The sequence below is a fragment of the Pseudomonas sp. AOB-7 genome, from assembly GCF_003696305.1.
In the GTDB taxonomy this organism is placed as follows: Bacteria; Pseudomonadota; Gammaproteobacteria; order Pseudomonadales; family Pseudomonadaceae; genus Aquipseudomonas.
In genome coordinates this window covers 642,709-666,670 of sequence record NZ_RFFK01000001.1, presented here as the reverse complement: position 1 = coordinate 666,670, position 23,962 = coordinate 642,709, and the positions used below count along the sequence as shown (strand labels likewise).

Sequence of the window (23,962 nt, the reverse complement as noted above, 5' to 3'; positions counted from 1 at the left end):
TTTTATTGGGCACCCTACTGGGGAAACATGGTCAGCCCTGCACCTGTTGCGCCCCGCGCCAGGCCACCAGCAGCACGCCGCCGACGATGCACAGGGCGGCCAGCAGCATCGTCAGGCTGCCCCGCTCGCCGAGCAGGCCGATGGCGATGGCTGCGCCGACTATCGCCGCGACCGAACCGATCTGGCTGAGAAACACCGCGCCGGCCAGTTTCTGCAGGACGAAGAACAGCGCATAGATGGCGGCGAACAGCAGCATCTGCGCGATCAGCAGGATGATTGCCGTCACGCTGTCCAGGCGCGGTGAGAACTCGATGCCGAACAATCCCATGGGCACCAGCAGCGCGGCGCCGCCGAGCAGCATGCCCGGCGCCAGCGACAGCGGGCTGGCGCCGCTGGGCCAGTAGCGCGAGCGATAGACATTGCCCAGTGCCAGGAAAACCGGCACGCAGAGCGCGGCCAATACCCAGAGCATCGGGCTGTCGCCGCTGTTGAGTTTGCCGAGCGCCAGCAGCAGGCTGCCGAGCAGGCCGACGCAGATGCCCAGCAGGCGGATACGGCTGAGACCTTCCATGCGCAGTGCCAGGGCCAGCAGATAGGTGATCAGCGGTGGAAAGGCCAGGCACATCGAGGCGAAGCCGGCACCGACATGGCTGATCGAGCTGAACAGCAGACCGTTGGGCAAGGCGATGCTCAGCAGCCCCGAGCCCAGGTAATAGCGCTGCAGGGGCGGGCTCAGGCCCGGCCGCTCGCCGCGCAGCCAAGCAAACAGGAGCAATAGTAGGCCGCCGCCGATCAGGCTCCAGAGCAGGTAGGCCATGGGTTGCCAGCCGGCATTGCCGGCCAGCTTCACCAGGTTGCCGGTCAGCCCTAGCAGGGCGCCGATGGCCAGAAGCAGGGCCAGGGCCGGAAGCGGCCGGAAGTGGGTGCCTGTCATGCAGATGCCTCCTTGGTGGGGAATACGCTACGATGGCAACATTCTTTTTGAAAAGTATCTTGATGGCAAGATAAATTGGAGGCGACATGCACGATCGCGCACAACTGGCTGCCGAGCAGTGGCAGCAGCAGCGCCCCGATCTGGACGGATTTTCCATGGCGGTTATCGGCCGTCTGGGCGAACTCAACCAGATAATCAGTCGTGATCATCTGCTGCCGTTCTTCGCCGAGCACGGGCTGCAGGCCGGCGAGTTCGACCTGCTCGCCACCCTGCGTCGGGCGGGCGAGCCCTTTGCGCTGATGCCCACGGCACTGTACGAGAGCGCGATGATTTCCTCGGGCGGCATGACCAGCCGTATTGATCGCCTGGAAAAGGCTGGGCTGATCGAGCGGCGCAAGCATCCCAGTGACCGCCGCGGCGTGCTGGTGGCACTGACCACGGCCGGTTTCGAACTGATCGACGGCATGCTCGCCGCCCACGTGGCCAACCTGCAGCGCGTGCTCTCAGGATTGACCGCCGACGAGCAGCGGGCGTTGCATGAATTGACCGGCAAGCTGCTGGCGGGACTTGGTCCGCGAGCGGAGGATTGATGTGCTGTGCTAGTACCCATCGGCGGACCGTTTGCTAATGCCATGAGCGGCCGCCCTACGCGGGCGTGGCGCAATCTGCGACAATCGCCGGCTGATTTCCCGACGACAGACCCAGCACGGCTCCGATGACCGACGCCAGCCTCAGCTTCGACCAACTGCACAAGAACCTCGACCAGGCCCTGCAGGCCGACCGCCATCGCCTGCGCCGGCAACTGCACGAGCTGCAGAAAAAACCGGACGAGGCCAAGCTGGCGCAGTGGCTGGAGCGCTTCCAGGCGTCCTGCGCCAAGGTGCTGGCGCGCCAGCGGAGCGTACCGCCGATGCGCTACGACGACGCGCTGCCGATCGCCGCCAAGCGCGACGAGATCAAGGCCGCGCTGGAGAAGAGCCAGGTGGTGGTGATCGCCGGCGAGACCGGCTCGGGCAAGACCACCCAGTTGCCGAAGATCTGCCTGGAGCTGGGCCGCGGCGTGCACGGCCTGATCGGTCACACCCAGCCGCGGCGCCTGGCCGCGCGCAGCGTGGCGACAAGGGTGGCCGAGGAGATCGGCACCAAGCTGGGCGAGCTGGTCGGCTACCAGGTGCGCTTCGAGGATCAGAGCACCGACAGCACGCTGATCAAGCTGATGACCGACGGCATCCTGCTGGCCGAGACCCAGCACGACCGCTTCCTGGAAAAGTACGACACCCTCATCGTCGACGAGGCGCACGAGCGCAGCCTCAACATCGACTTCCTCCTCGGCTATTTGAAGACCCTGCTGCCGCGTCGGCCCGACCTCAAGCTGATCATCACCTCGGCGACCATCGACCTGGAACGCTTCTCCAAGCATTTCAACGATGCGCCGATCATCGAGGTGTCCGGCCGCACCTACCCGGTGGACACCTGGTACCGGCCGCTGGCCGCCGAGGTGGACGAGGAGGGCGAGCGCCTGCTCGACGACCTCTCCATCGACCAGGGTATCCTCGCCGCGCTGGACGAGATCGCCGCCCATGAACGCGAGGTCGGCAAGCGTCCTGGCGACGTGCTGGTGTTCCTGCCCGGCGAGCGCGAGATCCGCGAGGCCGCCGAGGTGCTGCGCAAGGCCAACCTGCGCCACACCGAGGTGCTGCCGCTGTACGCACGACTGACCCCGGCCGAGCAGCAGAAGATCTTCGCGCCGATGCCGGGACGCAAGATAGTGCTGGCCACCAACGTCGCCGAGACCTCGCTGACCGTGCCGGGCATCCGCTACGTGATCGACAGCGGCACCGCGCGTATCAGCCGCTACAGCTACCGCGCCAAGGTGCAGCGCCTGCCCATCGAGCCGGTGTCGCAGGCCAGCGCCAACCAGCGCAAGGGCCGTTGCGGGCGGGTCGAGCCGGGCATCTGCATCCGTCTGTACAGCGAGGAGGATTTCCTCGGCCGCCCGGAATTCACCGACCCGGAAATCCTCCGCACCAACCTGGCAGCGGTGATCCTGCAGATGCTGCACCTGCGCCTGGGCAGCATCGAGGACTTCCCCTTTATCGAGCCGCCAGACGGCAAGGCCATCAGCGACGGCTTCAACCTCTTGCAGGAGCTGTCGGCGGTCAATCGCGAAAGCCAGCTGACGCCCATCGGCCGCCAGCTGGCGCGCCTGCCCATCGACCCGCGCCTGGGCCGCATGGTGCTCGAAGGCGCCAAGCAGGGCAGCCTGGAGGAGATCCTCATAGTCGCAAGCGCTCTATCGGTGCAGGATCCGCGCGAGCGGCCGATGGACCGCCAGCAGGCCGCCGACCAGGCGCACGCGCAGTGGAAAGACGTGGACTCGGATTTCGCCGCGCTGATCAACCTCTGGCGCGGTTTCGAGGAGCAGCGTCAGGCGCTGGGCGCCAACCCGCTGCGCAGCTGGTGCAAGAAGAACTTCCTCAACTACATGCGCCTGCGCGAATGGCGCGATGCGCACCGCCAGCTGGTGCTGATCGTCCGCGAGCTGAAGCTCGAAGGCGAACGCGGCATCGGTCGGAGCGGCCTCAGCCGCGAACCACAGCCGGCGGACAGCAAGGCCCCGCAACCGACCAAGGACACCCGCGTCAACGCCATCGCCCGCCAGCAGGCCGAGGTCAGCGAGGCGGCGGTGCGGGCGAAGAACTACGCCGCCGTGCACAAGGCCATTCTCGCCGGCCTGCTCAGCCAGATCGGCCAGAAGACCGAGGACGGCGACTACCTCGGCGCGCGCCAGCGGCGCTTCTGGATTCACCCGTCCAGCGTGATCGGGCGCAAGAAGCCCAACTGGGTGATGGCCGCCGAGCTGGTGGAAACCACCAAGCTGTTCGCCCGCATGGTGGCCAGGATCGAGCCGGACTGGATCGAGCCGCTGGCCGGCCATCTGGTGAAGAAGAACTATCTGGAGCCGCACTGGGAGAAGAAGCGCGGCCAGGTGGTGGCCTTCGAGCAGGTCACTTTGTACGGCATGATCGTGGTCGCTCGCCGCCCGGTGCACTACGGCCCCATCGACCCGATGGTTTCGCGCGAGCTGTTCATTCGCGAGGGCCTGGTGCGCGGCGAGATCAACAGCCGGGTGCGCTGCCTGACCGCCAACCGCCAGTTGCTCGAACGCCTCGACGAGCTGGAGGCCAAGTCGCGCCGCCGCGACATCCTCGCCGATGAAGAGACCTTGTTCGGCTACTACGACGCGCGCATCCCACAGGACATCTACCAGACCGCCAGTTTCGAGGCCTGGTACAAGAAGGGCAGCGCCGCCGACGCCGGGCTGCTGATCATGCGCGAGGAGGACGCCCTGGCGCGCGACGCCAAGGACGTCACCGCCGCGCAGTACCCGGACAATTTGCGCATCGGCGAGCTGCAACTGCCGCTGAGCTACCACTTCGAGCCCAACCATCCGCGCGACGGCGTGACCCTGCGCGTGCCGGCGCCGCTGCTGCCGCAACTGCAACCCGAGCGCCTCGAATGGCTGGTGCCGGGGCTGCTGGAAGCCAAGTGCATCGCCCTGGTGCGCGGCCTGCCCAAGGCGCTGCGCAAGAACTTCGTGCCGGTGCCGGACTTCGTCGGCGCGGCGCTGGACAAGCTGGTGTTCGGCCAGGGCTCGCTGCCGCAGGCGCTGGGCCAGGAGCTGCTGCGCATGACCGGCGTGCGGGTCTCCGACGAGGCCTGGGCCGAGGCCGCTGCCGGGCTGGAAAACCACCTGAAGATGAACATCGAGGTGGTCGACGCCCACGGCAAGTTCCTCGGCGAAGGCCGCGACCTGGCCGAGTTGACCGCGCGTTTCGCCGAGGCCAGCCAGGCCGCGCTGGCCATCCCGCAGCAGAGCGACAAGCCGAAAGCGGTGGAGGCCAAGGCCTTCGCCGAGGTCGCCGAGAAGGCCCAGCAGAAGATCGCCGGCCTCTCCATGACCGTCTACCCGGCGCTGGTGGAGGAGGCGGGTGTGGTCAAGGAAGGGCGCTTCCCGACCCAGGCCGAAGCCGACTTCCAGCACCGCCGCGCCCTGCAACGTCTGCTCCTTCAACAGTTGGCCGAGCAGGCCAAGTTCCTGCGCGGCAAGCTGCCGGGGTTGACCGAACTGGGCCTGCTCTACCGCGAGATCGGCCGCGTCGAGGCGCTGGTCGAAGACATCCTGCTGGCCAGCCTGGACGCCTGCATCCTCGATGGCGAAGCCAGCCTGCCGCGCGACGGCGCCGCCCTGGCGCAACTGGCCGAGCGCAAGCGCGGCGACTGGACGGCCCACGCCGAACGCATCGCCCGCCAGGTGCTGGAGATCCTCAAGCTGCACCATGGCCTGCAGAAGCGCTTCAAGGGCAAGATCGACCTGGCCCAGGCCATGGCGCTCAACGACATCAAGCAGCAGCTGGCGAACCTGGTCTATGCCGGTTTCGTGCGCGAGACGCCGGGCGAGTGGCTCAAGGAAATCCCGCGTTACCTCAAGGCCATCGAGCAGCGCCTGGACAAGGTCGGCGCCCAGGTGCAGCGTGACCGCGTATGGACCGGCGAGCTGAGCGGCTACTGGCAGCAGTACCAGGCGCGTGCGGCCAAGCACGCCCAGGAAGGCAAGCGCGACCCCGAGCTGACGCTGTATCGCTGGATGCTGGAGGAATACCGCGTGTCGCTGTTCGCCCAGCAGCTGGGTACGAAGATGGCGGTGTCGGACAAGCGCCTGAGCAAGCAGTGGAGTCAGGTCGAGGCCTGATGCCGAGAGGGCAGAGCCCGCCCAATCACAGTCGAGAGTTGTCAGTCATGTTCGAAATCACCCCCATCGATCCCGAGCACTACCGCCAGCAGACCCGCCGCAGCACGCTGCTGATCGCGGTCATCTTCCTGACGCTGGCCATGCTCTGCGCCACCGCCAGCACCCAGCTGTTCGGCACGCCCGGCGGCGACAATTTCCGCTGGAATCTGCTCGGCGTGCTGGCCGGCCTGGGCCTGACCGTCGCCTTGGTGCGCCTACAGCTGTGGTCGCGGCCCTTGATGACGGCGGCTGCATACGGCTGGAGGCTCAAGCGCAGCCTGATGCGCGTGACCAATGTCATGCACCACGTAAAAGCCGGCGTGGCCCAGGGCGACGCCAGCGCGATGAAGCTGCTGCGCTTCTATCACCTGGGTCTGACCCAGATGCACCAGCTCGACGGCAACTCCAGCGAGCTGAGCCAGATGGTGCGCGAGATCGACGCGCACCGCGAAGCCATGCAGGCGCAGGGGCTGGAACTGGAGCAGAACCGCCTCGATCCGGCCTGGCTGGAGCGGGTAAAGGGCTTTGCGGCCACGCGCTAAGAGCTGCTACTGGCGTTAACCCCAGGTTCAGCCTGACGCGACGACGTCTCGTCGGCGTTGTCGCACGCGCTGGCCGTGGCGCTTTGCCATCCACCCGCGCTTTCCCTAGACTCGGGCATATCGGTCCCCCTGTAGTCCCGAGAGTCGCCTTTGACGCTATCTGCAGTTCGTCCCCCGCTGGCTCGCCCAGGCGCCCTGCGCCGCTTCCTGCTGCTGCTTACGCTGTTGCCGGGGCTGGCCGGGGCGAACTGCGAACTGTCGCTGCGCTGGGATCACGACCCGCCCTTCAGCATGGAGCTGGAGGACGGCTCGGTCGGCGGCATCTATATCGACCTCAATCGCGCGGTGTTCGCCCGCCTGGGCTGCCAGGCGCGCCTGGTACGCCTGCCCTGGGCCAGGGCGCTGCTGGAGCTGGAGCAGGGCCGCCTCGACGTCCTGCCCGGCGCCTTCCGCAAGCCGGAACGCGAGGCCTACGCGCACTTCTCCGGCGTCATTCTCGAGCCGTCGCGCAATATCCTCTTCCTGCGCCGCGATGCGGCGCAGCGCTGGCCGCTGGATAACCTGCTGCAACTGCGCGACACGCCGCTGCGCCTCGGCGCGCAGATCGGCGTGTCCTACGGGGCGGACTACCAGACGCTGATGGCCGACGAGGCCTTCGCCAGCCGCGTGGTGCTCAGCGCCACTCGTCTGAACCTCTGGCAGATGGTCGCCCGCCGACGTATCGACGGCCTGATCGCCGACGAACACTCTGGTCGTTTCGAACTGCAGAGCCTGGGGCTGAGCGAGCATATCCGCCCGACCGCCGTGGTGGTGTCCAGCGACGCGGCGGAGGTGGCCTTCAGCAGGAAGAGCGTGCAGCCCGAGTTCGTGCAGAACTACGCCGCCGTCCTGCGCAGGCTGGTGGAGGACGGCAGCTACACCCGCATCGAACAGCGCTACCTGGGCCCCTGAGTGCGCGCGGCCATCGGCGCTGCACTGTCGGGCATGGCCCGATAAGGGCGATCACGACATCTGGCGCCGACCCTCCCGGGCGCAACCGGCTATTTGCTGGTCACCAGCACCCTGACCAGCCTCTGGGTCAGCGGCGCCACCAGCAGCACGGTAGGGAAGGCGAACAGCCAGGCCGTCAGCCAGGCGCTCAGCCAGAGTGTTGCGAACTGCGGCGCCAGTCCCGTGGCGCGCAGGGTGGCGATGCCCGAGACCAGCAGCGACATCAGGCCGGAAAGGATCAGGGCGAACAGCAGGGGGGCGTATTTCGGCGAAATCATCGAATGTTCTCCAGTGGTGGTGCCGGCACGCAGGCTCGGCGGGGTTGGGGCGAAGGTGTGGCTCAGGCCGGCAGTGCGGCCAGCAGACTGGCGCTCAGGTACAGGCCGAGGCCGAACACGCCATGGGTGGCCAGGCTTTTCAGGCAGTTCTTCAGCGGCGTCGGCGTGTGGCGCGAAACGATGCCGGCGCCCATCGCCGGCTGGATCAGCAGCAGCGGCACGGCCACGGTGACCAGGCCCAGCGCCAGGGCCGGCAGTAGTGAGGGACGCGCAGCCCAGCCCGGACCGGTGAGAACCAGCAGCAGGGCGGCGAAGAAGATGCCGGTGGCGTAGTGGACGAGCCAGCCCAGCGCCAGTTCGCCGCGAACCGGCGCCGTCCTGGCGATGGCGGCGTGACGGACCCGGCCGCGCAGCAGGTGGCCGACCCAGCGACCGACCAGGGCGAAACTCAGGGTGGCGATGCCCAGGCGCCGCAGGAGCAGCAACCAGGCGTCCATCACCAGGGTGGCGCCGGCGCCTATGGCGAATATCGGCAAGAGATCGTGCAGTAACGGGTTCATTTTGGGGCCTCACTCGGGTTGACCATTACTGGCTTCGATGTGAGGCTACAAGTTCAAGTGAACTTGAAGTCAAGGGGTGTGCATGGATATCGCCGAAGTCGCCAGGCGTTCCGGTCTGCCAGCATCGACGCTGCGTTTCTACGAGGAGAAGGGCTTGCTGCGGGTGCTCAACCGGCAGGGCGAGCGGCGCCGTTTCGCCGCGCAGGTATTGGATCAGCTGGCGCTGATCTCCCTCGGCCAGTCCGCCGGGTTCAGCCTGGACGAGATCCGCAACATGTTGACCAGCCATGGCGAGCCGCAAATCGATCGCCAGGCGCTGTTGGCCAAGGCCGACGAGATAGACGCCAGCATCAAGCGTCTGCGCGCCATGAGCCGGGGTCTGCGGCATGCCGCGGCCTGCCCGGCGCCGAGCCACGCCGACTGCCCGACCTTCCAGCGCCTGCTCAAGGCTGCTGCCGCCGGCGCCCATGCGCGCAAGACCGGTAGGAAGAAAGCACGCTAGTGCGTTGCCTGCGCTGCGTCGCAGCCATGACCCCGGCGCGCAGGGCCTGGGCGTAGCGGGGCCAGCCTAGGCCGGCCCCCACAGGCTGATCTTGCTCGAGCCGGCGATGTTGCTGCCGTAGTTGCTGTCGGTTTTCTCCGAGTTGTTGGCGGCGGTGCCCCAACTGCCGTGCTTGACGATGGCGAAGGCATGGCCGATGCCGGTGCCGCCGAAGTTGTTGGCCCCCGAGTTGACGGCGAAGTAGCGGCCATCCGCCAGCGTGCTGAGGCGGGGCTTGAGCGACAGCCAGGACTCGTCCAGAGCGACGTTGGCCAGCGGCAGCTGCGCGACGATGGTGGCGATGGCGTTGTCGTACTGCAGGGCGCTGGCGTTGCCCACCCAACCCCTGGCGATGAACAGGTTGACCGCCGCGTTGACGCCGATGCCGAGGGTGCGGGAGAAGGCCATGGCCACGCAGTTCTGGTGGTAGGGCAGCATGCCGCCGGCCGGCGAATGGTTGTTGAGGGCGACGTTCTGAATCAGGGCTGAAACCATCGCGGGTACCTCCTTGTAGGGGGAGCGGAGACAGGGCATGGGCCCGTCATGCAGCCTAGTCGCTGTCCGCGCGTTGCTCCCGGCGTGGCGATATGCGGCAGTGCGCCTCGCCTGTCCCGTCGCTGCTGGAGCGGGGCGAGTGGTCTCCCTGCCTGGGCGGCAGTGGTTTTGGGCGCCTCAGTGCAACCTGTAGCGCGCCAGGTCGTCCCTGCTCAGCAGGCGCAACTGGCCGGGGGCGGCGCGGTAGATGTCTTCGGCCAGGCCGATATCGACACCCATCTCGCGCAAGTAAGCGGCCGGGCTGAACGGCTGACTGCCGTGGGCGGCCTGCGCCTGGGCCGAGTCGCCGGCGGCGAAGGGCGGGCGACGCAGGGCGACGTGACCCTTGACGATCTTGCGCTTGCCGGCCGCCAGCAGGTAGACGCAGCTGCCCTGGCAGACCCCATCGGACGGCACCAGCGCCTCGAAGCCGGTCTCGCGCAGCAGGCGGCCCATGCGCATCGCCTCCGGGGCGCTGCCACCGATGCTGTCGAGCAGGACGATCTTGCGGCTGTAGCTGCCCGGATGGGCACGCAGGCCCTGCAGCAGTTTCTCGTAGTCGCCGGGGGCGATCTCTTCGGAAATCTTCGCCGCCAGCAGGCCGTCCCGCGCCTCGACCTCGACCCGGGCCTGCGCGCCGAGCGCGGCGAGGGCGAGGCTGCAGAGGAGGAGGGGGCGAAGCAGGCGCGGATTCAAGGGCGACTCGATGGGCAAGGGCGGTTGGCGTTGGCGACAGAAGATACCTGCCGCTGGCGCGCCGTGCTAGCTCGCCGCCGGCTCGGCGGGCGCCGTCGCGACCCGCTGCGCCCGCTGCACATGCCAGGCCCAGGCGAACAGGCCGAGGCCGAGCACGGCGGTGGCCGCGCCGATATAGCCGGTGACCGTCCAGCCCAGGCCGGCGCCGATGGCCAGGCCGCCGAGCCAGGGGCCGAGGGCGTTGGCGATGTTGAAGGCGGCGTGGTTGGAGGCCGCGGCCAGGGTCTGCGCGCCGGTGGCCACGTCCATCAGGTGGGTCTGCAGCGCCGGGCCGAGGGCGATCATGGTGCCCAGGGCGAAGATCGCCGGGGCCACGCTCCACACCGATTGCGCTGCCAGCGGCATCAACAGCAGCACCAGCGCGCTCCACAGCAGGATCCAGGCCACCGCCTTGAAGCGCAGGCGGTCGAACAGCCAGCCGCCGGCGCTGTTGCCGACGATGCAGCCGGCGCCGAAGAGCGCCATCGCCAGCGGAATCCAGCCCGGTTGCACGCCGGTCACCTGCAGCAGGGTGGGCGCCATGTAGGCGAACACGCAGAACATCCCGGCGAAGCCGATCGAACCGATGGCCATGGCCAGCCAGATCGGCGCGCGGTTGAAGGCACGCAGCTCGCCGATCGGGCTGGAGCGTTGCTCGTTGCGATCGGTCGGCAGGAAGATCGCCACCATGGCGATGGTGGTGATGGCGATCACCCCGACCAGGGCGAAGGCGTAACGCCAGCTCAGGCCCTGGCCGAGCCAGGTGGCCAGCGGGTTGCCGATCAGGATGGCGACGGTGAGACCGGCCAGCACCCGGCTCACCGCCTTGGCCCGCTTGTGCGGCGGCGCCATGTTCGCCGCCACCAGCATGGCGATGCCGAAGTAGGCGCCATGCGGCAGGCCGGCGACGAAGCGGAACAGCATCAGCGACAGGTAGTCCGGGGCCAGGGCGCTGGCGAAGTTGCCGAGGGCGAAGCAGCCCATCAGCAGCAACAGCAGGATGCGCCTGGGCAGGCGCGCACCGAGCAGTGCGAGGATCGGCGCGCCGACCACCACGCCGAGGGCGTAGGCGCTGATCACGTGGCCGACCTGCGGCTCGCTGATGCCCAGGTCGGCGGCGACGTTGGGCATCAGGCCCATGATGGCGAATTCGCCGGTGCCGATGGCGAAGCCGCCGAGGGCCAGGGCGAGTTGAATGAGAAGGATCGCGCCAGGCGACAGGTTGGTCGCGGCGGTGGCGGCGTGGTCGTTCATGAATAACCTTGGGCGGGGAGGGCAAACGGCCGGCGCATTATAGGCCCCCGACAGCGCGTCGGGGGATTGGCAATGGCTCTAGATCGGCGCTTTCGTCGAACTCGGGGAGCGTCAGCCGCGCGCGGGGATCTTCAGGCCGCGCTGTACGGCGGGGCGGGCGAGGAAGGCCTCGAGCACGCGGCGCACGTTGGCGAAGCGCTCGAACTCGACCAGCTCGCCGGCCTCGTAGAAGCCCACCAGGTTGCGTATCCAGGGAAAGGTGGCGATATCGGCGATGCTGTATTCGCTGCCCATGATCCAGTCGCGGCCTTCGAGGTGCTGGTCGAGCACGCCGAGCAGGCGCTTGCTCTCCGCCACGTAGCGGTCGCGCGGACGCTTGTCCTCGTAGTCGCGGCCGGCGAAGCGGTGGAAGAAGCCGAGCTGGCCGAACATCGGGCCGACGCCGCCCATCTGCCACATCAGCCACTGGATCGCCTGATAGCGCGCACCGGCAGCCTGCGGCAGCAGCTGGCCGGTCTTCTCCGCCAGGTAGAGCAGGATGGCGCCGGACTCGAACAATGCCAGCGGCTCGCCGTTCGGACCAACGGGGTCGAGGATGGCGGGAATCTTGTTGTTCGGGTTGAGCGAGAGAAACGCTTCGCTGAACTGGTCGTTGCTGTCGAAGCTGACCAGATGCGGCTCATAGGCCAGGCCGGTTTCCTCCAGCATGATCGACACCTTGACCCCGTTGGGCGTGGGCAGCGAGTAGAGCTGCAGGCGCTCGGGGTGCTGGGCGGGCCATTTGCGGGTGATGGGGAACTGGGCGAGGTCGGTCATGTGAACTCCATGGCGGATGGGACGGCGACGGGATGCGGGCGATCAGAACACGCAGGGTGCGGGCGAGGGAAATCGATCCTGCTGCTAATGCCCATCGACCCGGGCGATGCCGGCAGGTTCCCGATGCTCGGGCCGGGTATGGGCGCCAGCGTTGCGCCGGTCAACCGCCGGTTTCCTAAGCGCCGGCGAGGCGGGACATGGGGACGCGAGCCATACGGCGGTGAAGCGCCGGTTTCCTGGGAGCGGGCTAGGCGGTATGGTGCGAGCTTTCCTCCACCCGGCACGGAGCCCATCGGCATGAGTCTGCACGGTACCTACGATCCCCAGAACATCTTCGCCCAGATCATTCGCGGCGAAGCGCCCTGCTACAAGCTGTACGAAGACGACGAGGTGCTGGCCTTCCTCGACCTGTTCCCGCAGTCCTACGGCCACAGCCTGGTGATTCCCAAGCGCGCCGCCGCGCGCAATATCCTCGAGATCGACGAGGCCAGCCTGGCCAAGGTGATGGCCGTGGTGCAGAAGCTCACCCGCGCCCTGGTCGAGGAGCTGGAGCCGGCCGGGGTGCAGGTGGCGCAGTTCAACGGCGCGCCGGCCGGGCAGACGGTGTTCCATATCCATATGCACGTGATCCCGCGCTTCCCCGGCGAGCAACTGGGCATCCATGCGGCGAACAAGGCCGATCCGGCTGAGCTGGAAGCGCTGCAGGCACGGCTGGTCAAGCGTCTGCGGGGTTAATCGTAGGGGTGCCGCGCGCCCTGCGTCGCGACAGCGCGGCGCGTCAATCCATCTGGCCGCCGCGCCAGGCCGCGACCACTCGATTCCGCAACGCCTGCCGGTCCTGCAACTGCTCGACCGCCCGCTTGGCCAGCTCGCTCCAGTAGGGATCGACCTCGGCTTGGGCCGCCGACAGGCGCGAGGCCAGATTGGCCCAGGCCGGCGGCAGGCGCGGTGGATGGGCGGCGAAGCCGCCGTCACGGTCGCGCGCCAGGTAGCGCACGTGGCGGATGCCGGCCAGCAGGATGCGGCCATGGCACATCAGGCAGGGCTCGAGGCTGACGTAGAGGGTCAGGCCGCTGCGGTCGAGCTGCGGGTGCTCGGCTTCGAGCTGATCGAGCACCTGCATCTCGGCATGCGCGGCGCTGGCGTAATGCCCGGCGAACACCTGATTGCGGCCGCTGCACAGCAGTTCACCGGCGTCATCGACCAGCACTGCACCGACCGCGTAACAGCCTTCTTCCAATGCCAGCAGCGCCTGCTCGCAGCACAGCCTGGCCCAGGTATCTTCGGCACGGGTAACCGCTGGCGCCTGCTGCAGCAGGGCAAGGTGCTCGGGCTTCATCGCAGCCTTCCGGGATGGGACGATAGACAGTATGACCGCTCGCGCCGCCGGCGCTGCCCTACGACCATGGTGCAATAGGCGCCTGGGGGCGAAGACGGCGACACTGCGTCCGTCCCGATCCTGCGTGGTTTGGGTGCAAGCGTTTCTACATTCCTCTCCCGGAATGTCTTGAATGGGCGGGCGACCTTCTGGTCGCCCTTTTTTTGTCGCCGAAGAATGCCGGGAAAGCCGCTCAAGACCATGGTCTTAGAGCGGTAAGACCATGGTCGAATGGCCACACGAAGGGTCGGGGGATACAAAAGGCAGCATAAAAAAACAACTCGCCATCGAGGTATATCCATGAGTGCTGCGTCTCTTTATCCCGTGAGCCCGGAAGCGGCCGCCAGGACCCTGACCGACGAGGCCACCTACAAGGCCATGTACCAACAGTCGGTGGTCAACCCCGACGGTTTCTGGCGCGAGCAGGGCAAACGCCTCGACTGGATCAAGCCCTACACCAAGGTCAAGCAGACCTCCTTCGACGATCACCACGTCGACATCAAGTGGTTCGCCGACGGCACCCTCAACGTCTCCTACAACTGCCTGGACCGTCACCTGGAAGAGCGGGGCGATCAGGTGGCGATCATCTGGGAAGGCGACGACCCGGCCGAGCACCAGGAAATCACCTACCGCCAGCTGCACGAGCAGGTGTGCAAGTTCGCCAACGCCCTGCGCGGCCAGGACGTGCACCGCGGCGACGTGGTGACCATCTACATGCCGATGATCCCCGAGGCGGCGGTGGCCATGCTGGCCTGCGCACGCATCGGCGCCATCCACTCGGTGGTGTTCGGCGGCTTCTCGCCGGAGGCCCTGGCCGGGCGCATCATCGACTGCAAGTCGAAGGTGGTGATCACCGCCGACGAAGGCGTGCGCGGCGGCAAGAAGGTGCCGCTGAAAGCCAACGTCGACGACGCGCTGACCAACCCGGAAACCCACAGCGTGCAGAAGGTCATCGTGGCCAAGCGCACCGGCTCGGCGATCAAGTGGAACCAGCATCGCGACATCTGGTACGAAGACCTGATGAAGGTCGCCGGCAGCGTCTGCGCGCCGAAGGAAATGGGCGCCGAGGAGCCGCTGTTCATCCTCTATACCTCCGGCTCCACCGGCAAGCCCAAGGGCGTGCTGCACACCACCGGTGGCTACCTGGTGTATGCCTCGCTGACCCACGAGCGGGTGTTCGACTACCGCCCGGGCGAGGTGTTCTGGTGCACCGCCGACATCGGCTGGGTCACCGGCCACACTTACCTGATCTACGGCCCGCTGGCCAACGGCGCCACCACCCTGATGTTCGAGGGCGTGCCGAACTACCCGGACGTCACCCGCGTGGCGAAGATCGTCGACAAGCATAAGGTCAACATCCTCTACACCGCGCCGACCGCGATCCGCGCCATGATGGCCGAGGGCAAGGCCGCCGTGGCCGGCGCCGACGGCTCCAGCCTGCGCCTGCTCGGTTCGGTCGGCGAGCCGATCAACCCCGAGGCCTGGCACTGGTACTACGAGAACGTCGGCCAGAGCCGCTGCCCGATCGTCGACACCTGGTGGCAGACTGAAACCGGCGCCTGCCTGATGACCCCGCTGCCGGGTGCCCACGCGATGAAGCCGGGCTCCGCCGCGCGGCCGTTCTTCGGCGTGCAGCCGGCTCTGGTGGACAACCTGGGCAACATCATCGAAGGGCCGGCCGAAGGCAACCTGGTGATCATCGACTCCTGGCCGGGTCAGGCGCGCACCCTGTACGGCGACCACGACCGCTTCGTCGACACCTACTTCAACACCTTCAAGGGCATGTACTTCACCGGTGACGGCGCGCGCCGCGACGAGGACGGCTACTGGTGGATCACCGGCCGGGTCGACGACGTGCTCAACGTCTCGGGGCACCGCATGGGCACCGCCGAGGTGGAAAGCGCCATGGTCGCCCACCCGAAAGTCGCCGAGGCCGCCGTGGTCGGCGTGCCGCACGACATCAAGGGCCAGGGCATCTACGTCTACGTCACCCTCAACGCCGGCGAGGAGGCCAGCGAGCAGCTGCGTCAGGAGCTGCGCAACTGGGTGCGCAAGGAAATCGGCCCGATCGCCACCCCGGACGTGATCCAGTGGGCGCCGGGCCTGCCCAAGACCCGCTCGGGCAAGATCATGCGCCGTATCCTGCGCAAGATCGCCACCGCCGAATACGATGCTCTCGGCGACATCTCCACGCTGGCCGATCCCGGCGTGGTGCAGCACCTCATCGACACGCATCGGCAGATGCAAGCCGCCTGCGCCTGATCGGCAACGGCAACCCGAAAGCCCCGCCCGGCCACAAGCCCGGCGGGGCTTTCGTTTTGGGCGGGGTTCACCTTCGCCGACGGTTTTTGCAGGGGCGGCGAAGGCTTGGTGCGGACTTGCCAGGGAGCGCGATAGGCAAGGGCTAAGTTGTACATAGATAATGTCTTGTACAATTATTGTATCGATATGCATAATGGCGCTATGCCATTTTGCGCTGGCCATCGCCACCGGTGCCTTTTCCTGCCGGCGCTCCGAGCATCGCCGAGGGCCGTCAGCCCCGGCGCACTGTCTGCCCCTTGCGACTCAGAGGTCTCCATGTTTGCCAATCTCAGCATTTCCCAGAAGCTGTATGCGGGTTTCGGCGTCGTCCTGCTGATCATCCTGATTCTGGTGTTGTCGACCTGGCGCGGTTTCGCCGAGGTCGACAGCTCGGTCAAGCGCAATATCCACACCTACGATGTGCTCAACGCGTCGGCCTCGCTGCTGACCAGCCTGATCAATATCGAGACCGGCATGCGCGGTTTCGCCATCACCGGCGGCGAGCAGTTTCTCGCTCCGCTGAACGAGGGCGAGCGCAGCTTTCAGCAACACCTCGCGCAACTGCGCCGTCTGACCGCCGACAACCCCAAGCAGCAGCAGCGCCTGAGCCAGTTGCAGGCCCTGCACGATCAGTGGGAGCGCGAGGACATCCACGGCAATGTCGAGCTACGCCGCCAGGTGGTGGCCGGTGCGCAGTCGATGGAGGCGGTCATCGCGCAGATCAGCGCGGGGCGCGACAAGGCCAAGATGGACGCCATGCGCCAGCTGCTGGCCGATCTGCAGGCCGAGGAGAACGGTCTGCTCGCCCAGCGCAACCTCGCCATGCAGGCGGCCAAGTCGTCGTCGCTGGCAATTCTGCTGAGCGGCGGGCTGATTGCCGCGGTGCTCGCCATCAGCGTCGCCTTCGCCCTGTCACGCAGCATCGCCGGACGTCTGCAGCCGGTCGTCGACGTGGCGCGCAGCATCGCCGAGGGGCGTCTCGATACGCGCATCGAGCGCGCCGGCCGCGACGAGATCGGCGTGCTGCTGGACGCCTTCGCCACCATGCAGGAGCGCCTGCGCGAGATGATCGGGCAGATCCGCAGCGGCGCCGAGCAGCTGGTCGGCGCCGCACAGAACATCTCCAGCGCCGCCAGCCAGCTGTCGGTGTCCACTCAGGAGCAGTCCCACGCGGCGTCCAGCATGGCCGCCACGGTGGAGGAGCTGACCGTCAGCATCAACCATGTCGCCGACAACGCCAACGAGGCCCACAGCCTGTCCAGCGAGTCGGGTCGGCAGTCGTCGGAAGGCGGTACGGTGATCCAGCACACCCTGTCGAGCATGCAGCGCATCGCCGACACCGTGCAGGGCGCGGCCGCGCAGATCGGCGAGCTGGGCCAGCACTCGGACCAGATTTCCTCCATCGTCAACGTGATCAAGGAGATCGCCGACCAGACCAACCTGCTGGCGCTCAACGCGGCCATCGAGGCGGCACGGGCCGGCGAGCAGGGGCGCGGTTTCGCCGTGGTGGCCGACGAGGTGCGCCTGCTGGCGCAACGCACGGCCAATTCCACCCAGGAGATCGCCGAAATGATCAAGAAGATCCAGAACGGCACGCGCAATGCGGTGGGCAACATGGAGGTCGGCGTGCAGCAGGTCAGCAGCGGAGTGGAGCAGGCCAGCCAGGCCGGCAACGCCATCGTCAGCATCCGCGAAGCTTCGGGGCGCGTGGTCGGCGTGGTCGACCAGATTTCCCTGGCGCTGCGCGAACAGACCGTGGCCAGCCAGGACGTGGCGCGCAATGTCGAGCGCATCGCGCAGATGTCGCAGCAGAACAGCGAAGCGGTGGCGGACACCTCGCGTACTGCGCAGGCCCTTCAGCAGCTGGCGCTGTCCCTGGAAAAACAGGTGGCCTCCTTCCGGCTCTGATGGCGCGGAGCAGGCTATCCTTCGTCCGTCGGCCGCGGCGGTTCGCCGCCTGAGCCGAGGCGTTGCGCTTTTGTCAGTTACGAAGTGCCGGGCTCCCGCGACGGGCCCGCGCCAACGGTGGTCTTCGCCCCTGACCAGGATGCTCCCATGAACAGTGACAGCCGGAGTTTCTTCCCCCAACCCTTTCGCCCGCTCGGCTGCGCCGAGTGCCGCAACCCAGAGGCGCTGGGGTTCGACTTCACCATGGCCTTTCAGCTGATTCTGGATGTCGAGGAGCGGCGACCCTTCGCCTACGAGGCACTGGTGCGCGGCGTCAACGGCGAGTCGGCGGGGGAGATTCTCGGGCGGGTCAACGATGGCAACCGCTATCGCTTCGACCAGGCCTGCCGGGTCAAGGCCATCGAGCAGGCGGCTCGTCTCGGCCTGCACGAACTTCCCGATTGCCTGCTCAGCATCAACTTCCTGCCCAATGCGGTGTACCGCGCCGAGACCTGCATCCGCGCGACGCTGGAGGCGGCCAGGCGTTTCGAATTCCCCCGCGAGCGGCTGATGTTCGAGGTCACCGAGGGCGAGCAGATCCACGATGCCGAGCACCTCAAGCGGATCTTCGCCGAGTACGGCCGGCAGGGCTTCACCACCGCCATCGACGACTTCGGCGCCGGCTACTCCGGGCTCAACCTGCTGGCCACCTTCCAGCCGCATATCCTCAAGCTGGACATGGTGCTGACCCGCGGCATCGACCAGGACCCGGTGCGCCAGGCGATAGTCGCCGGCATCGTCCTGGTGGCCCGGCGGCTGGGCATCCGCATCATCGCCGAAGGCATCGAAAGCGCCGGCGAGCGCGACGCACTGATCGAACTGGGCATCCGCTACATGCAGGGCTACCTGTTTGCCCGGCCGCAGCTCGGCGCGCTCAGCCGGCCCTGAGCTGGGCACCAGGAAAAACGCCCCGCCGGCCGGGGGCCGAGCGGGGCGTTGTCGCGGCAGGCGGGGCTCAGAGCGCGCCGAATACCTTCTTCGCCAGGCTGGTGGCGGCGCCGGCCGGGTTCTGGCGGATGTTCGCTTCCTGCACGGCAATCATCTCGAACAGGCCGTTGAGCGCCTGCTCGGTAACGTAACCTTCCACCGTGCTGCTTTTGGCGTCGACCACGCCGAAGGCCGCGGCCTGGCCAGCGAAGGCGTTGTACTGCTGGGCCAGGCCGACCTGGTCGGTGGCCTGCTTGACGATGGGCAGGAACTTGGCGCGGATCTGCTCGCGGCTGCTCTGGTTCAGGTACTGGGTGGCGGAGTCTGCGGGGCCGGCGAGAATCGCCTTGGCATCGGTCAGGGTCATCTTCTTCACGGCGTCTACCAGCAGCGCCTGGGCCTGCGGCACGGCGGCTTCGGCGGCCTTGTTCATGCTCGCCTCCAGCTTCTCGACCTGGGCGCCCATGCCCATCATCTTCATGGTCTTGGCGGCCTTGCCGAGGTGGCCCGGCAGCTCGATGCGCACGTCCGGGTTGTCGCTGAAGCCGCCGGGCGTGCCGAGCTGCTTGACCGCCACCTGGGCGCCCTGGATCAGCGCGTCCTTGAGGCCGCCGCTGGCGTCCTGCTGGCTCAGGTCGGAGAGGGACAGGGCGAAGGCGCTGGCCGAGAGCAGCAGGGCGGCGGCGACTGTGGTGAGGCGAAGCATGGTGGTCTTCCTTGTGCGGGTGAGAGTGGGGCCAGCTTAACGGCTGCTGCAGGGCCTGCTCAACGCAGGGCGTCGACGCGGATGCGCAGCCGCTCCTTGGTGGATCAGGGCTTCAGACCCCGGCGGCGGCAAGAGGTTGCCTGGCCCGGCCATCGCCCTGCACGACGCGGCAGTGGGCAACGGCATTCGCGGCTGGCTATGATCCTAGCCCATGACTTCCCTGCCACCGCTTCGTCATCCCTGCCCAGCGGGCGTCTGCGACTGTCGGCGCGAACAGTTGCTGGACGCGCCGGGCGCCGACACGCGCATCCTGCTGCTCACCCGTCAGGAGGAGCAGCGCCTGCTCGAGCGCCTGGAGAACCTGCAGAGCCTGGAGGAACTCGAGCGCTTGCAGCAGCGCATGTTCGAGCAGCTCGGCATTGGCCTGCATATCGCTCCCGGCCATGGCGAGGTGCGCAGCATGCGCGGCATCGGCTTTCGCTTCGACGAGCAGCCGGGCCTGTGCCGCAAGACCCGCCAGGCGATCCCGGCGGCGATCCGCCGCGCCCTGGAGAAGCGTCCGGAGATCGCCTGGCGCCTGCTCGATGCGCACGATCTGTTTCGCGACAGCTGAGGCCACCCGTCTCGCCTCCAGGCGCGCGAGTGAACTCACGGCGCTCGCCCCGGTCTTTCTCCTGTCGGCCCGCCGGGGCGGCGCGGGTGGCCATTGGCCGGCTGGCTGAAGGCCTCCTCAGCGCGGCCCCGGTACCTCCGCTGCAGCCCATGGCGCTGCCTGTGGCCGACCTCGCACCGCGCCCGCCCGGCGGGCTTCGTTTTCGTCGCCACGTGAAGATCGCCCATGTCCCTATCCCGTCATTTCCCCGTTATCTCGACTCGACCCTTCGCCGCCTGTCTGTTCGGCGGTCTGCTGGCGCTCGCCCCTGTGGCGCAGGCCGAGGAGGCCGGCAATGCGCGCTGGGTCAGCGACAGCCTGAACACCTACGTGCGCAGCGGGCCGACCGACGGTTACCGCATCGTCGGCACGCTGAGTTCCGGGCAGAAGGTCGAGCTGCTGCGCAGCCAGGGCGATTACAGCCAGGTGCGCGCGGAGAACGGCAACGCCGTGTGGATTCCCAGCCGCGATCTGCAGGCCGTGCCCGGCCAGGCCGAGCGCCTGCCGCAGCTGGAGCAGCAGGTGGCCGAGTTGTCCGCCGAACTGAAAGGCATCGACGACGCCTGGAAGGCCCGCGTGCAGGGCATGCAGGAGACCCTGGACTCGCGCAAGCAACTGATCGACGAGCTGCAGGCGGCCCGCAGCGCGCTGGACAGCGAGCTGACCACGGCCCGCGCCGAGTTGCGCGATGCCCAGGCGCAGCTGGGCGAGGAGCAGCAGCAGGTGCTGATGCGCTACATGGTCTACGGCGGCGGCATCGCCGGCGCCGGGCTGCTGCTCGGGCTGATCCTGCCGACCATGCTGCGGGTCAAGCGCAAGCGCAACGATCAGTGGTTCTGAGCCCGGCTCAGGTGCGCGCCGTCAGGTGCCGGGCGATGCCGCTCTGCAACGGCCGCAGCCCCTGCGCCAGGCGCAGCCCGGCGCCGCGCAGCAGGCGCACGGGCAGGCGGTCGTCGGTGTACAGCTCCACCAGCAGATTGGTGGCCTGGTACAGCGGCCAGGTGGCCAGGCGCTGCCGGCGTTCGTAGCGCGCCAGCAGATCGCCCGCGCCGAGGTCCTGGCGCTTGTGCTGCGCGGCCAGCAGCAGTTCGCTCAGCCGCTGCACGCTGCCCAGGCCGAAGTTGAAGCCATGCGCGGTGACCGGATGCATGCCCACGGCGGCGTCGCCGATCAGCGCGCAGCGCCGGCCCACCATGCGCCGCGCGTAGGCGCCGATCAGCGGGTAGGCGTGGCGGCTGCTGACCAGCCGCATGGTGCCCAGGCGGCGCTCGAAGCGCCGTTCCATCTCCCGGGCGAAGGCCGTCTCGTCGAGCCCTTGCAGGCGTTCGATCTGCCGTGGCGGCAGGGTCAACACCACCGACGACTGGCGGCCATTGAGCGGCAGCAGGGCCAGGGTCTGGCCGTAGCCGAACCACTCCCAGGCCACCTGCTGGTGATCGCGCTCGTGCTGCATGCGGCACACCAGCATGCTCTTGCCGAAGTCCTTGAGCTGGGCGCCGATGCCGAGCTGGCGGCGGGTCTCCGAGAAGCGGCTGTCGGCGGCCACCAGCAGACGGGTTTTCAGTAACTGACCGTCCTCAAGAACCAGCTCCACCTCGCGTTCGCGCTGGCAGATGGCGCGCACGCTCGCCTCACAGCGCAATTGCACATCGGCGCATTCGCCCACGGCCTGGTAGGCGGCCCGGCGGATCGCCTGGTTGGCCACCAGATGCCCGAGGCGCTCGGCGCCGGCCTGCTCGGCGCGGATCTGCAGGGCGAACAGCGAGGGGCCGTCGAACACCTGGGCGTCGCGCAGCTCGGCGATGGCCTCGGCCGGCAGGCGCGCCCACAGGCCGAGGCGTTCGAGCAGCGCCTGCGAGGCCCGGGTCAGAGCGATCTCGCGACCGTCGAAGGCCGGCGCTGCCAGCGCCTGCTCGGCCTGGCGCTCCAGCACCACGACGGCCAGGCCCTGGCCGGACAGGGCGCGGGCCAGGCACAAACCGGCCGGGCCGGCGCCGATGATGGCGACATCGAAGATCATGCTGCTGCGCTCCGTGCGGATTCGGGAGCGAGTGAGTCTAGGCGGGGGCGTGGCGGCAAATATTGTCCCGGGTCATGCCGAGCGGCGGTTTGCGCCATAGCGAAATCCTAGCCCGTGATCCGAAGGCGAACCCGCAGGCCGCCCCTTGTGGGTATGTCGCTCAATCAGTACGCACGGGCTCCCCGGAGGACGTGCTGTGGAAAATCGCGCAGCGTTTCCACATTCCCTTGCCGGGGTCATGGCGCTGCAGGGCAAGCTGCGCGTTGCCCACCCCAGGCCTTGTCAGCGATTGGCGACTGCCCGGTTTGCCTGACACTGCTGCTTCGCCAGGTCGGCGTGCAGGCCGTTCAGGCGCTGCCGCAGGCGGCTGAGCTGGGGCTCGTCGGCCTGGGCGAGCAGGTCGGCGAACAGGTCGACCAGCGCCTGGCGACTGGTCGCATAGCTGGCCTGGTAGGCCTGGGTATGGAAGCTTTCGCGCTGTTGCAGCAGCGCGCGCATGCGCGCCTCGAACGCCTCGCCGCGACGCACCTCGAGGGTTTCGCGTAGCGCCTGCTGCCAGGCCAGGCGGTTGTCCAGCCAGACCCGGTTCTGCGCCCCCAGGCTGGCGGCCCAGGCCTCGACGCGGGCGCTCTGCGTGGCGCTCAAGTCGCCGAACCAGGGCTGCAGGCGCTGGTTCATGCGCTCGGCGCGTTGGGCGATCTGCTGCGGCAGCGGCGGTTCGACAAATTCTTCGCGCAGCTTGGCGTTCTGCTTGTCCAGCGCCTCGAACAGCTGCTCGACCTGGCGCGGGCTCAGGCCACGCAGCAGCTGCACGCTGCTCGGGGTGATTTCCACGGCGATGCGCTGCAGGGCCTGGTCGAAGGCCTGCAGTTGCGCGGCCAGCGCCTCGCTGTCGGGGGCGTCCAGCAGCGCCTGGTTGGCCTCCAGCCAGTCGAGGTAGCGCGGCAGCTCGACGCGGCAATGCCAGGCCAGGTGCTGCTGCACTTGCGGCTTGAGCCAGGCGCGCTGCTGCTCGTCGAGCGCCAGGTAGTCGTCCAGCTTCCACGGGATCAGCCAGTCCAGATTGCGGTAGGCCAGGTCGACCCGGCTGCAGGCGCCGAGCAGCAGGGCCAAGGCCAGCAGCAGAAGCAGGGGCTTGCGCAGCGACATGAGCGTGCTCTCTCGAGGGCGGAGACCTTGAGCCTAATGCCAGACGGGCAGGGCGCAAGAGGGCGGAAATATCCGCTTAAGAGTTCAGCGTTTCCTAGGGTGTGTCGCGCCCCGGCCATTCATCGCCCGCGTTGCGGCGCAGGGCGCTCCCTACAGATAAAAAAACCGCCCCGAAGGGCGGTTCCGCTTGCATCGGCCGGGTTCAGCCGCCGAGGTAGGCGTCGCGTACCTTGGGATCGCTGAGCAGGTCGCTGCCGCTGCCCTGCATGACGATATGGCCGTTCTCCAGCACATAGCCGCGGTCGGCCAGCTTCAGCGCCTGGTTGGCGTTCTGCTCGACCAGGAAGATGGTCACGCCGTCTTTGCGCAGCTGTTCGATGATGTCGAAGATCTGCTGGATGATGATCGGCGCCAGACCCAGCGACGGTTCGTCGAGCAGCAGCAGCTTGGGCTTGCTCATCAGCGCACGGCCGATGGCGAGCATCTGCTGCTCGCCGCCGCTCATGGTGCCGGCGCGCTGGGCGAAGCGTTCCTGCAGGCGCGGGAACAGCTGCAGGACCTTGTCCAGCTGCTCCTGGTTGTCGCCCTTGCTGCCGAAGAAGCCGCCCATGGCCAGGTTTTCCTCGACGGTCAGGCGGGCGAACACGCGGCGGCCCTCCGGCACCACCGCGATGCTCTTGCGCATGATGTCCGGCGTGTCCATGCCGACCAGTTCCTCGCCCATGTAGCGGATGCTGCCGCTGGTGGCACGCGGGCTGCCGCACAGGGTCATCAGCAGGGTCGACTTGCCGGCGCCGTTGGCGCCGATCAGGGTGACGATCTCGCCTTTCTGTACCTCGATGCTGACCTCGTGCAGGGCCTGGATCTTGCCGTAGAAGGTGGAGACCTTGTTGAAACTGAGCATGG

Annotated in this window: 23 protein-coding genes and 1 pseudogene; 12 read left to right on the top strand and 12 right to left on the bottom strand. The window is 67.8% G+C overall.

The features are described 5' to 3' along the window. Window positions 1-31: 31 nt before the first annotated feature. Window positions 32-934: a DMT family transporter gene (locus tag EA796_RS03185; RefSeq protein ID WP_122107500.1), complete on the bottom strand. Its 903-nt coding sequence runs from the start codon at window positions 932-934 to the stop codon at window positions 32-34. An 86-nt stretch (window positions 935-1,020) separates the two neighbouring features. On the opposite strand from EA796_RS03185, the gene EA796_RS03180 reads away from it, so the two are divergent. The 4 genes from EA796_RS03180 (at window position 1,021) to EA796_RS03165 (ending at window position 7,219) form a co-directional block, all read left to right on the top strand. Next, complete coding sequence (locus EA796_RS03180) at window positions 1,021-1,524, top strand: MarR family winged helix-turn-helix transcriptional regulator (protein WP_021444434.1); 504 nt, start codon at window positions 1,021-1,023, stop codon at window positions 1,522-1,524. 125 nt (window positions 1,525-1,649) lie between these two features. Further along, window positions 1,650-5,687, top strand: coding sequence for an ATP-dependent RNA helicase HrpA (gene hrpA, locus EA796_RS03175; protein WP_122107499.1), 4,038 nt, complete (start codon window positions 1,650-1,652; stop codon window positions 5,685-5,687). Window positions 5,688-5,734: 47 nt separating this feature from the next. Further along, on the top strand, window positions 5,735-6,268 hold the full coding sequence (locus tag EA796_RS03170; protein WP_122107498.1) for a DUF3087 domain-containing protein: 534 nt from the start codon (window positions 5,735-5,737) through the stop codon (window positions 6,266-6,268). 150 nt (window positions 6,269-6,418) lie between these two features. After that, on the top strand, window positions 6,419-7,219 hold the full coding sequence (locus EA796_RS03165) for an ABC transporter substrate-binding protein (protein WP_256679071.1): 801 nt from the start codon (window positions 6,419-6,421) through the stop codon (window positions 7,217-7,219). Window positions 7,220-7,308: 89 nt separating this feature from the next. Here EA796_RS03165 and EA796_RS03160 read toward each other — a convergent pair whose 3' ends face one another. Both EA796_RS03160 and EA796_RS03155 read right to left on the bottom strand, forming a co-directional pair. Continuing rightward, window positions 7,309-7,536: a DUF2798 domain-containing protein gene (locus EA796_RS03160; RefSeq protein ID WP_021444438.1), complete on the bottom strand. Its 228-nt coding sequence runs from the start codon at window positions 7,534-7,536 to the stop codon at window positions 7,309-7,311. A 62-nt stretch (window positions 7,537-7,598) separates the two neighbouring features. Then, window positions 7,599-8,096 (bottom strand): DUF2938 domain-containing protein, encoded by a 498-nt coding sequence (locus tag EA796_RS03155; RefSeq protein WP_122107497.1) that lies wholly within the window; start codon window positions 8,094-8,096, stop codon window positions 7,599-7,601. 82 nt (window positions 8,097-8,178) lie between these two features. On the opposite strand from EA796_RS03155, the gene EA796_RS03150 reads away from it, so the two are divergent. Then, window positions 8,179-8,598 carry a helix-turn-helix domain-containing protein gene (locus EA796_RS03150; RefSeq protein ID WP_122107496.1) on the top strand — a complete coding sequence of 140 codons (420 nt, stop codon included), beginning with the start codon at window positions 8,179-8,181 and terminating at the stop codon, window positions 8,596-8,598. 66 nt (window positions 8,599-8,664) lie between these two features. Here the strand turns inward: EA796_RS03150 and EA796_RS03145 are convergent, their stop codons facing one another. The 4 genes from EA796_RS03145 to EA796_RS03130 form a co-directional block, all read right to left on the bottom strand. Next, window positions 8,665-9,132: a hypothetical protein gene (locus tag EA796_RS03145; RefSeq protein ID WP_122107495.1), complete on the bottom strand. Its 468-nt coding sequence runs from the start codon at window positions 9,130-9,132 to the stop codon at window positions 8,665-8,667. 177 nt (window positions 9,133-9,309) lie between these two features. After that, window positions 9,310-9,867: a hypothetical protein gene (locus EA796_RS03140; protein ID WP_122107494.1), complete on the bottom strand. Its 558-nt coding sequence runs from the start codon at window positions 9,865-9,867 to the stop codon at window positions 9,310-9,312. A 66-nt stretch (window positions 9,868-9,933) separates the two neighbouring features. Next, on the bottom strand, window positions 9,934-11,160 hold the full coding sequence (locus EA796_RS03135) for an MFS transporter (protein ID WP_122107493.1): 1,227 nt from the start codon (window positions 11,158-11,160) through the stop codon (window positions 9,934-9,936). A gap of 111 nt (window positions 11,161-11,271) precedes the next feature. Further along, window positions 11,272-11,976: a glutathione S-transferase N-terminal domain-containing protein gene (locus EA796_RS03130; protein WP_122107492.1), complete on the bottom strand. Its 705-nt coding sequence runs from the start codon at window positions 11,974-11,976 to the stop codon at window positions 11,272-11,274. 297 nt (window positions 11,977-12,273) lie between these two features. Between EA796_RS03130 and EA796_RS03125 the strand changes: the two genes are divergently transcribed. After that, a complete protein-coding gene (locus EA796_RS03125; RefSeq protein WP_021441945.1) occupies window positions 12,274-12,711 on the top strand; it encodes an HIT family protein in 438 nt (145 codons plus the stop codon). Window positions 12,712-12,754: 43 nt separating this feature from the next. Here the strand turns inward: EA796_RS03125 and EA796_RS03120 are convergent, their stop codons facing one another. Then, window positions 12,755-13,315 carry a nucleoside deaminase gene (locus EA796_RS03120; RefSeq protein ID WP_122107491.1) on the bottom strand — a complete coding sequence of 187 codons (561 nt, stop codon included), beginning with the start codon at window positions 13,313-13,315 and terminating at the stop codon, window positions 12,755-12,757. Between the two features lie 339 nt (window positions 13,316-13,654). Here EA796_RS03120 and acs point away from each other — a divergent pair, with 339 nt between their 5' ends. The 4 genes and pseudogenes from acs (at window position 13,655) to EA796_RS03105 (ending at window position 18,490) form a co-directional block, all read left to right on the top strand. Then, the gene (gene acs, locus EA796_RS03115; protein WP_031302567.1) at window positions 13,655-15,616 is read left to right on the top strand and encodes an acetate--CoA ligase; all 1,962 of its coding nucleotides are present in this window, start codon (window positions 13,655-13,657) and stop codon (window positions 15,614-15,616) included. Window positions 15,617-15,802: 186 nt separating this feature from the next. Further along, a pseudogene (locus tag EA796_RS23620) lies at window positions 15,803-16,708 on the top strand (CHASE3 domain-containing protein); the annotation flags it as partial. Continuing rightward, window positions 16,700-17,563, top strand: a complete 864-nt coding sequence (locus EA796_RS23615; RefSeq protein WP_371921453.1) for a methyl-accepting chemotaxis protein — start codon at window positions 16,700-16,702, stop codon at window positions 17,561-17,563. The pseudogene EA796_RS23620 and the gene EA796_RS23615, both read left to right, overlap by 9 nt. Before the next feature lie 147 nt (window positions 17,564-17,710). Continuing rightward, the gene (locus tag EA796_RS03105; protein WP_021441949.1) at window positions 17,711-18,490 is read left to right on the top strand and encodes an EAL domain-containing protein; all 780 of its coding nucleotides are present in this window, start codon (window positions 17,711-17,713) and stop codon (window positions 18,488-18,490) included. Between the two features lie 67 nt (window positions 18,491-18,557). Here the strand turns inward: EA796_RS03105 and EA796_RS03100 are convergent, their stop codons facing one another. Next, window positions 18,558-19,235, bottom strand: a complete 678-nt coding sequence (locus EA796_RS03100; RefSeq protein WP_122107489.1) for a DUF4197 domain-containing protein — start codon at window positions 19,233-19,235, stop codon at window positions 18,558-18,560. A 211-nt stretch (window positions 19,236-19,446) separates the two neighbouring features. Between EA796_RS03100 and EA796_RS03095 the strand changes: the two genes are divergently transcribed. Both EA796_RS03095 and EA796_RS03090 read left to right on the top strand, forming a co-directional pair. Then, a complete protein-coding gene (locus EA796_RS03095; protein ID WP_021441952.1) occupies window positions 19,447-19,848 on the top strand; it encodes a hypothetical protein in 402 nt (133 codons plus the stop codon). A gap of 225 nt (window positions 19,849-20,073) precedes the next feature. Next, the gene (locus EA796_RS03090; protein WP_122107488.1) at window positions 20,074-20,727 is read left to right on the top strand and encodes a TIGR04211 family SH3 domain-containing protein; all 654 of its coding nucleotides are present in this window, start codon (window positions 20,074-20,076) and stop codon (window positions 20,725-20,727) included. Between the two features lie 7 nt (window positions 20,728-20,734). Here EA796_RS03090 and ubiM read toward each other — a convergent pair whose 3' ends face one another. The 3 genes from ubiM to EA796_RS03075 all read right to left on the bottom strand — a co-directional run bounded on the left by ubiM (window position 20,735) and on the right by EA796_RS03075 (window position 23,960). After that, window positions 20,735-21,907 (bottom strand): 5-demethoxyubiquinol-8 5-hydroxylase UbiM, encoded by a 1,173-nt coding sequence (gene ubiM / locus EA796_RS03085; RefSeq protein WP_122107487.1) that lies wholly within the window; start codon window positions 21,905-21,907, stop codon window positions 20,735-20,737. 282 nt (window positions 21,908-22,189) lie between these two features. Then, the gene (locus EA796_RS03080) at window positions 22,190-23,056 is read right to left on the bottom strand and encodes a DUF6279 family lipoprotein (protein ID WP_256679070.1); all 867 of its coding nucleotides are present in this window, start codon (window positions 23,054-23,056) and stop codon (window positions 22,190-22,192) included. A 202-nt stretch (window positions 23,057-23,258) separates the two neighbouring features. Continuing rightward, window positions 23,259-23,960: an ABC transporter ATP-binding protein gene (locus EA796_RS03075; RefSeq protein ID WP_021442915.1), complete on the bottom strand. Its 702-nt coding sequence runs from the start codon at window positions 23,958-23,960 to the stop codon at window positions 23,259-23,261. Window positions 23,961-23,962 lie beyond the last annotated feature (2 nt).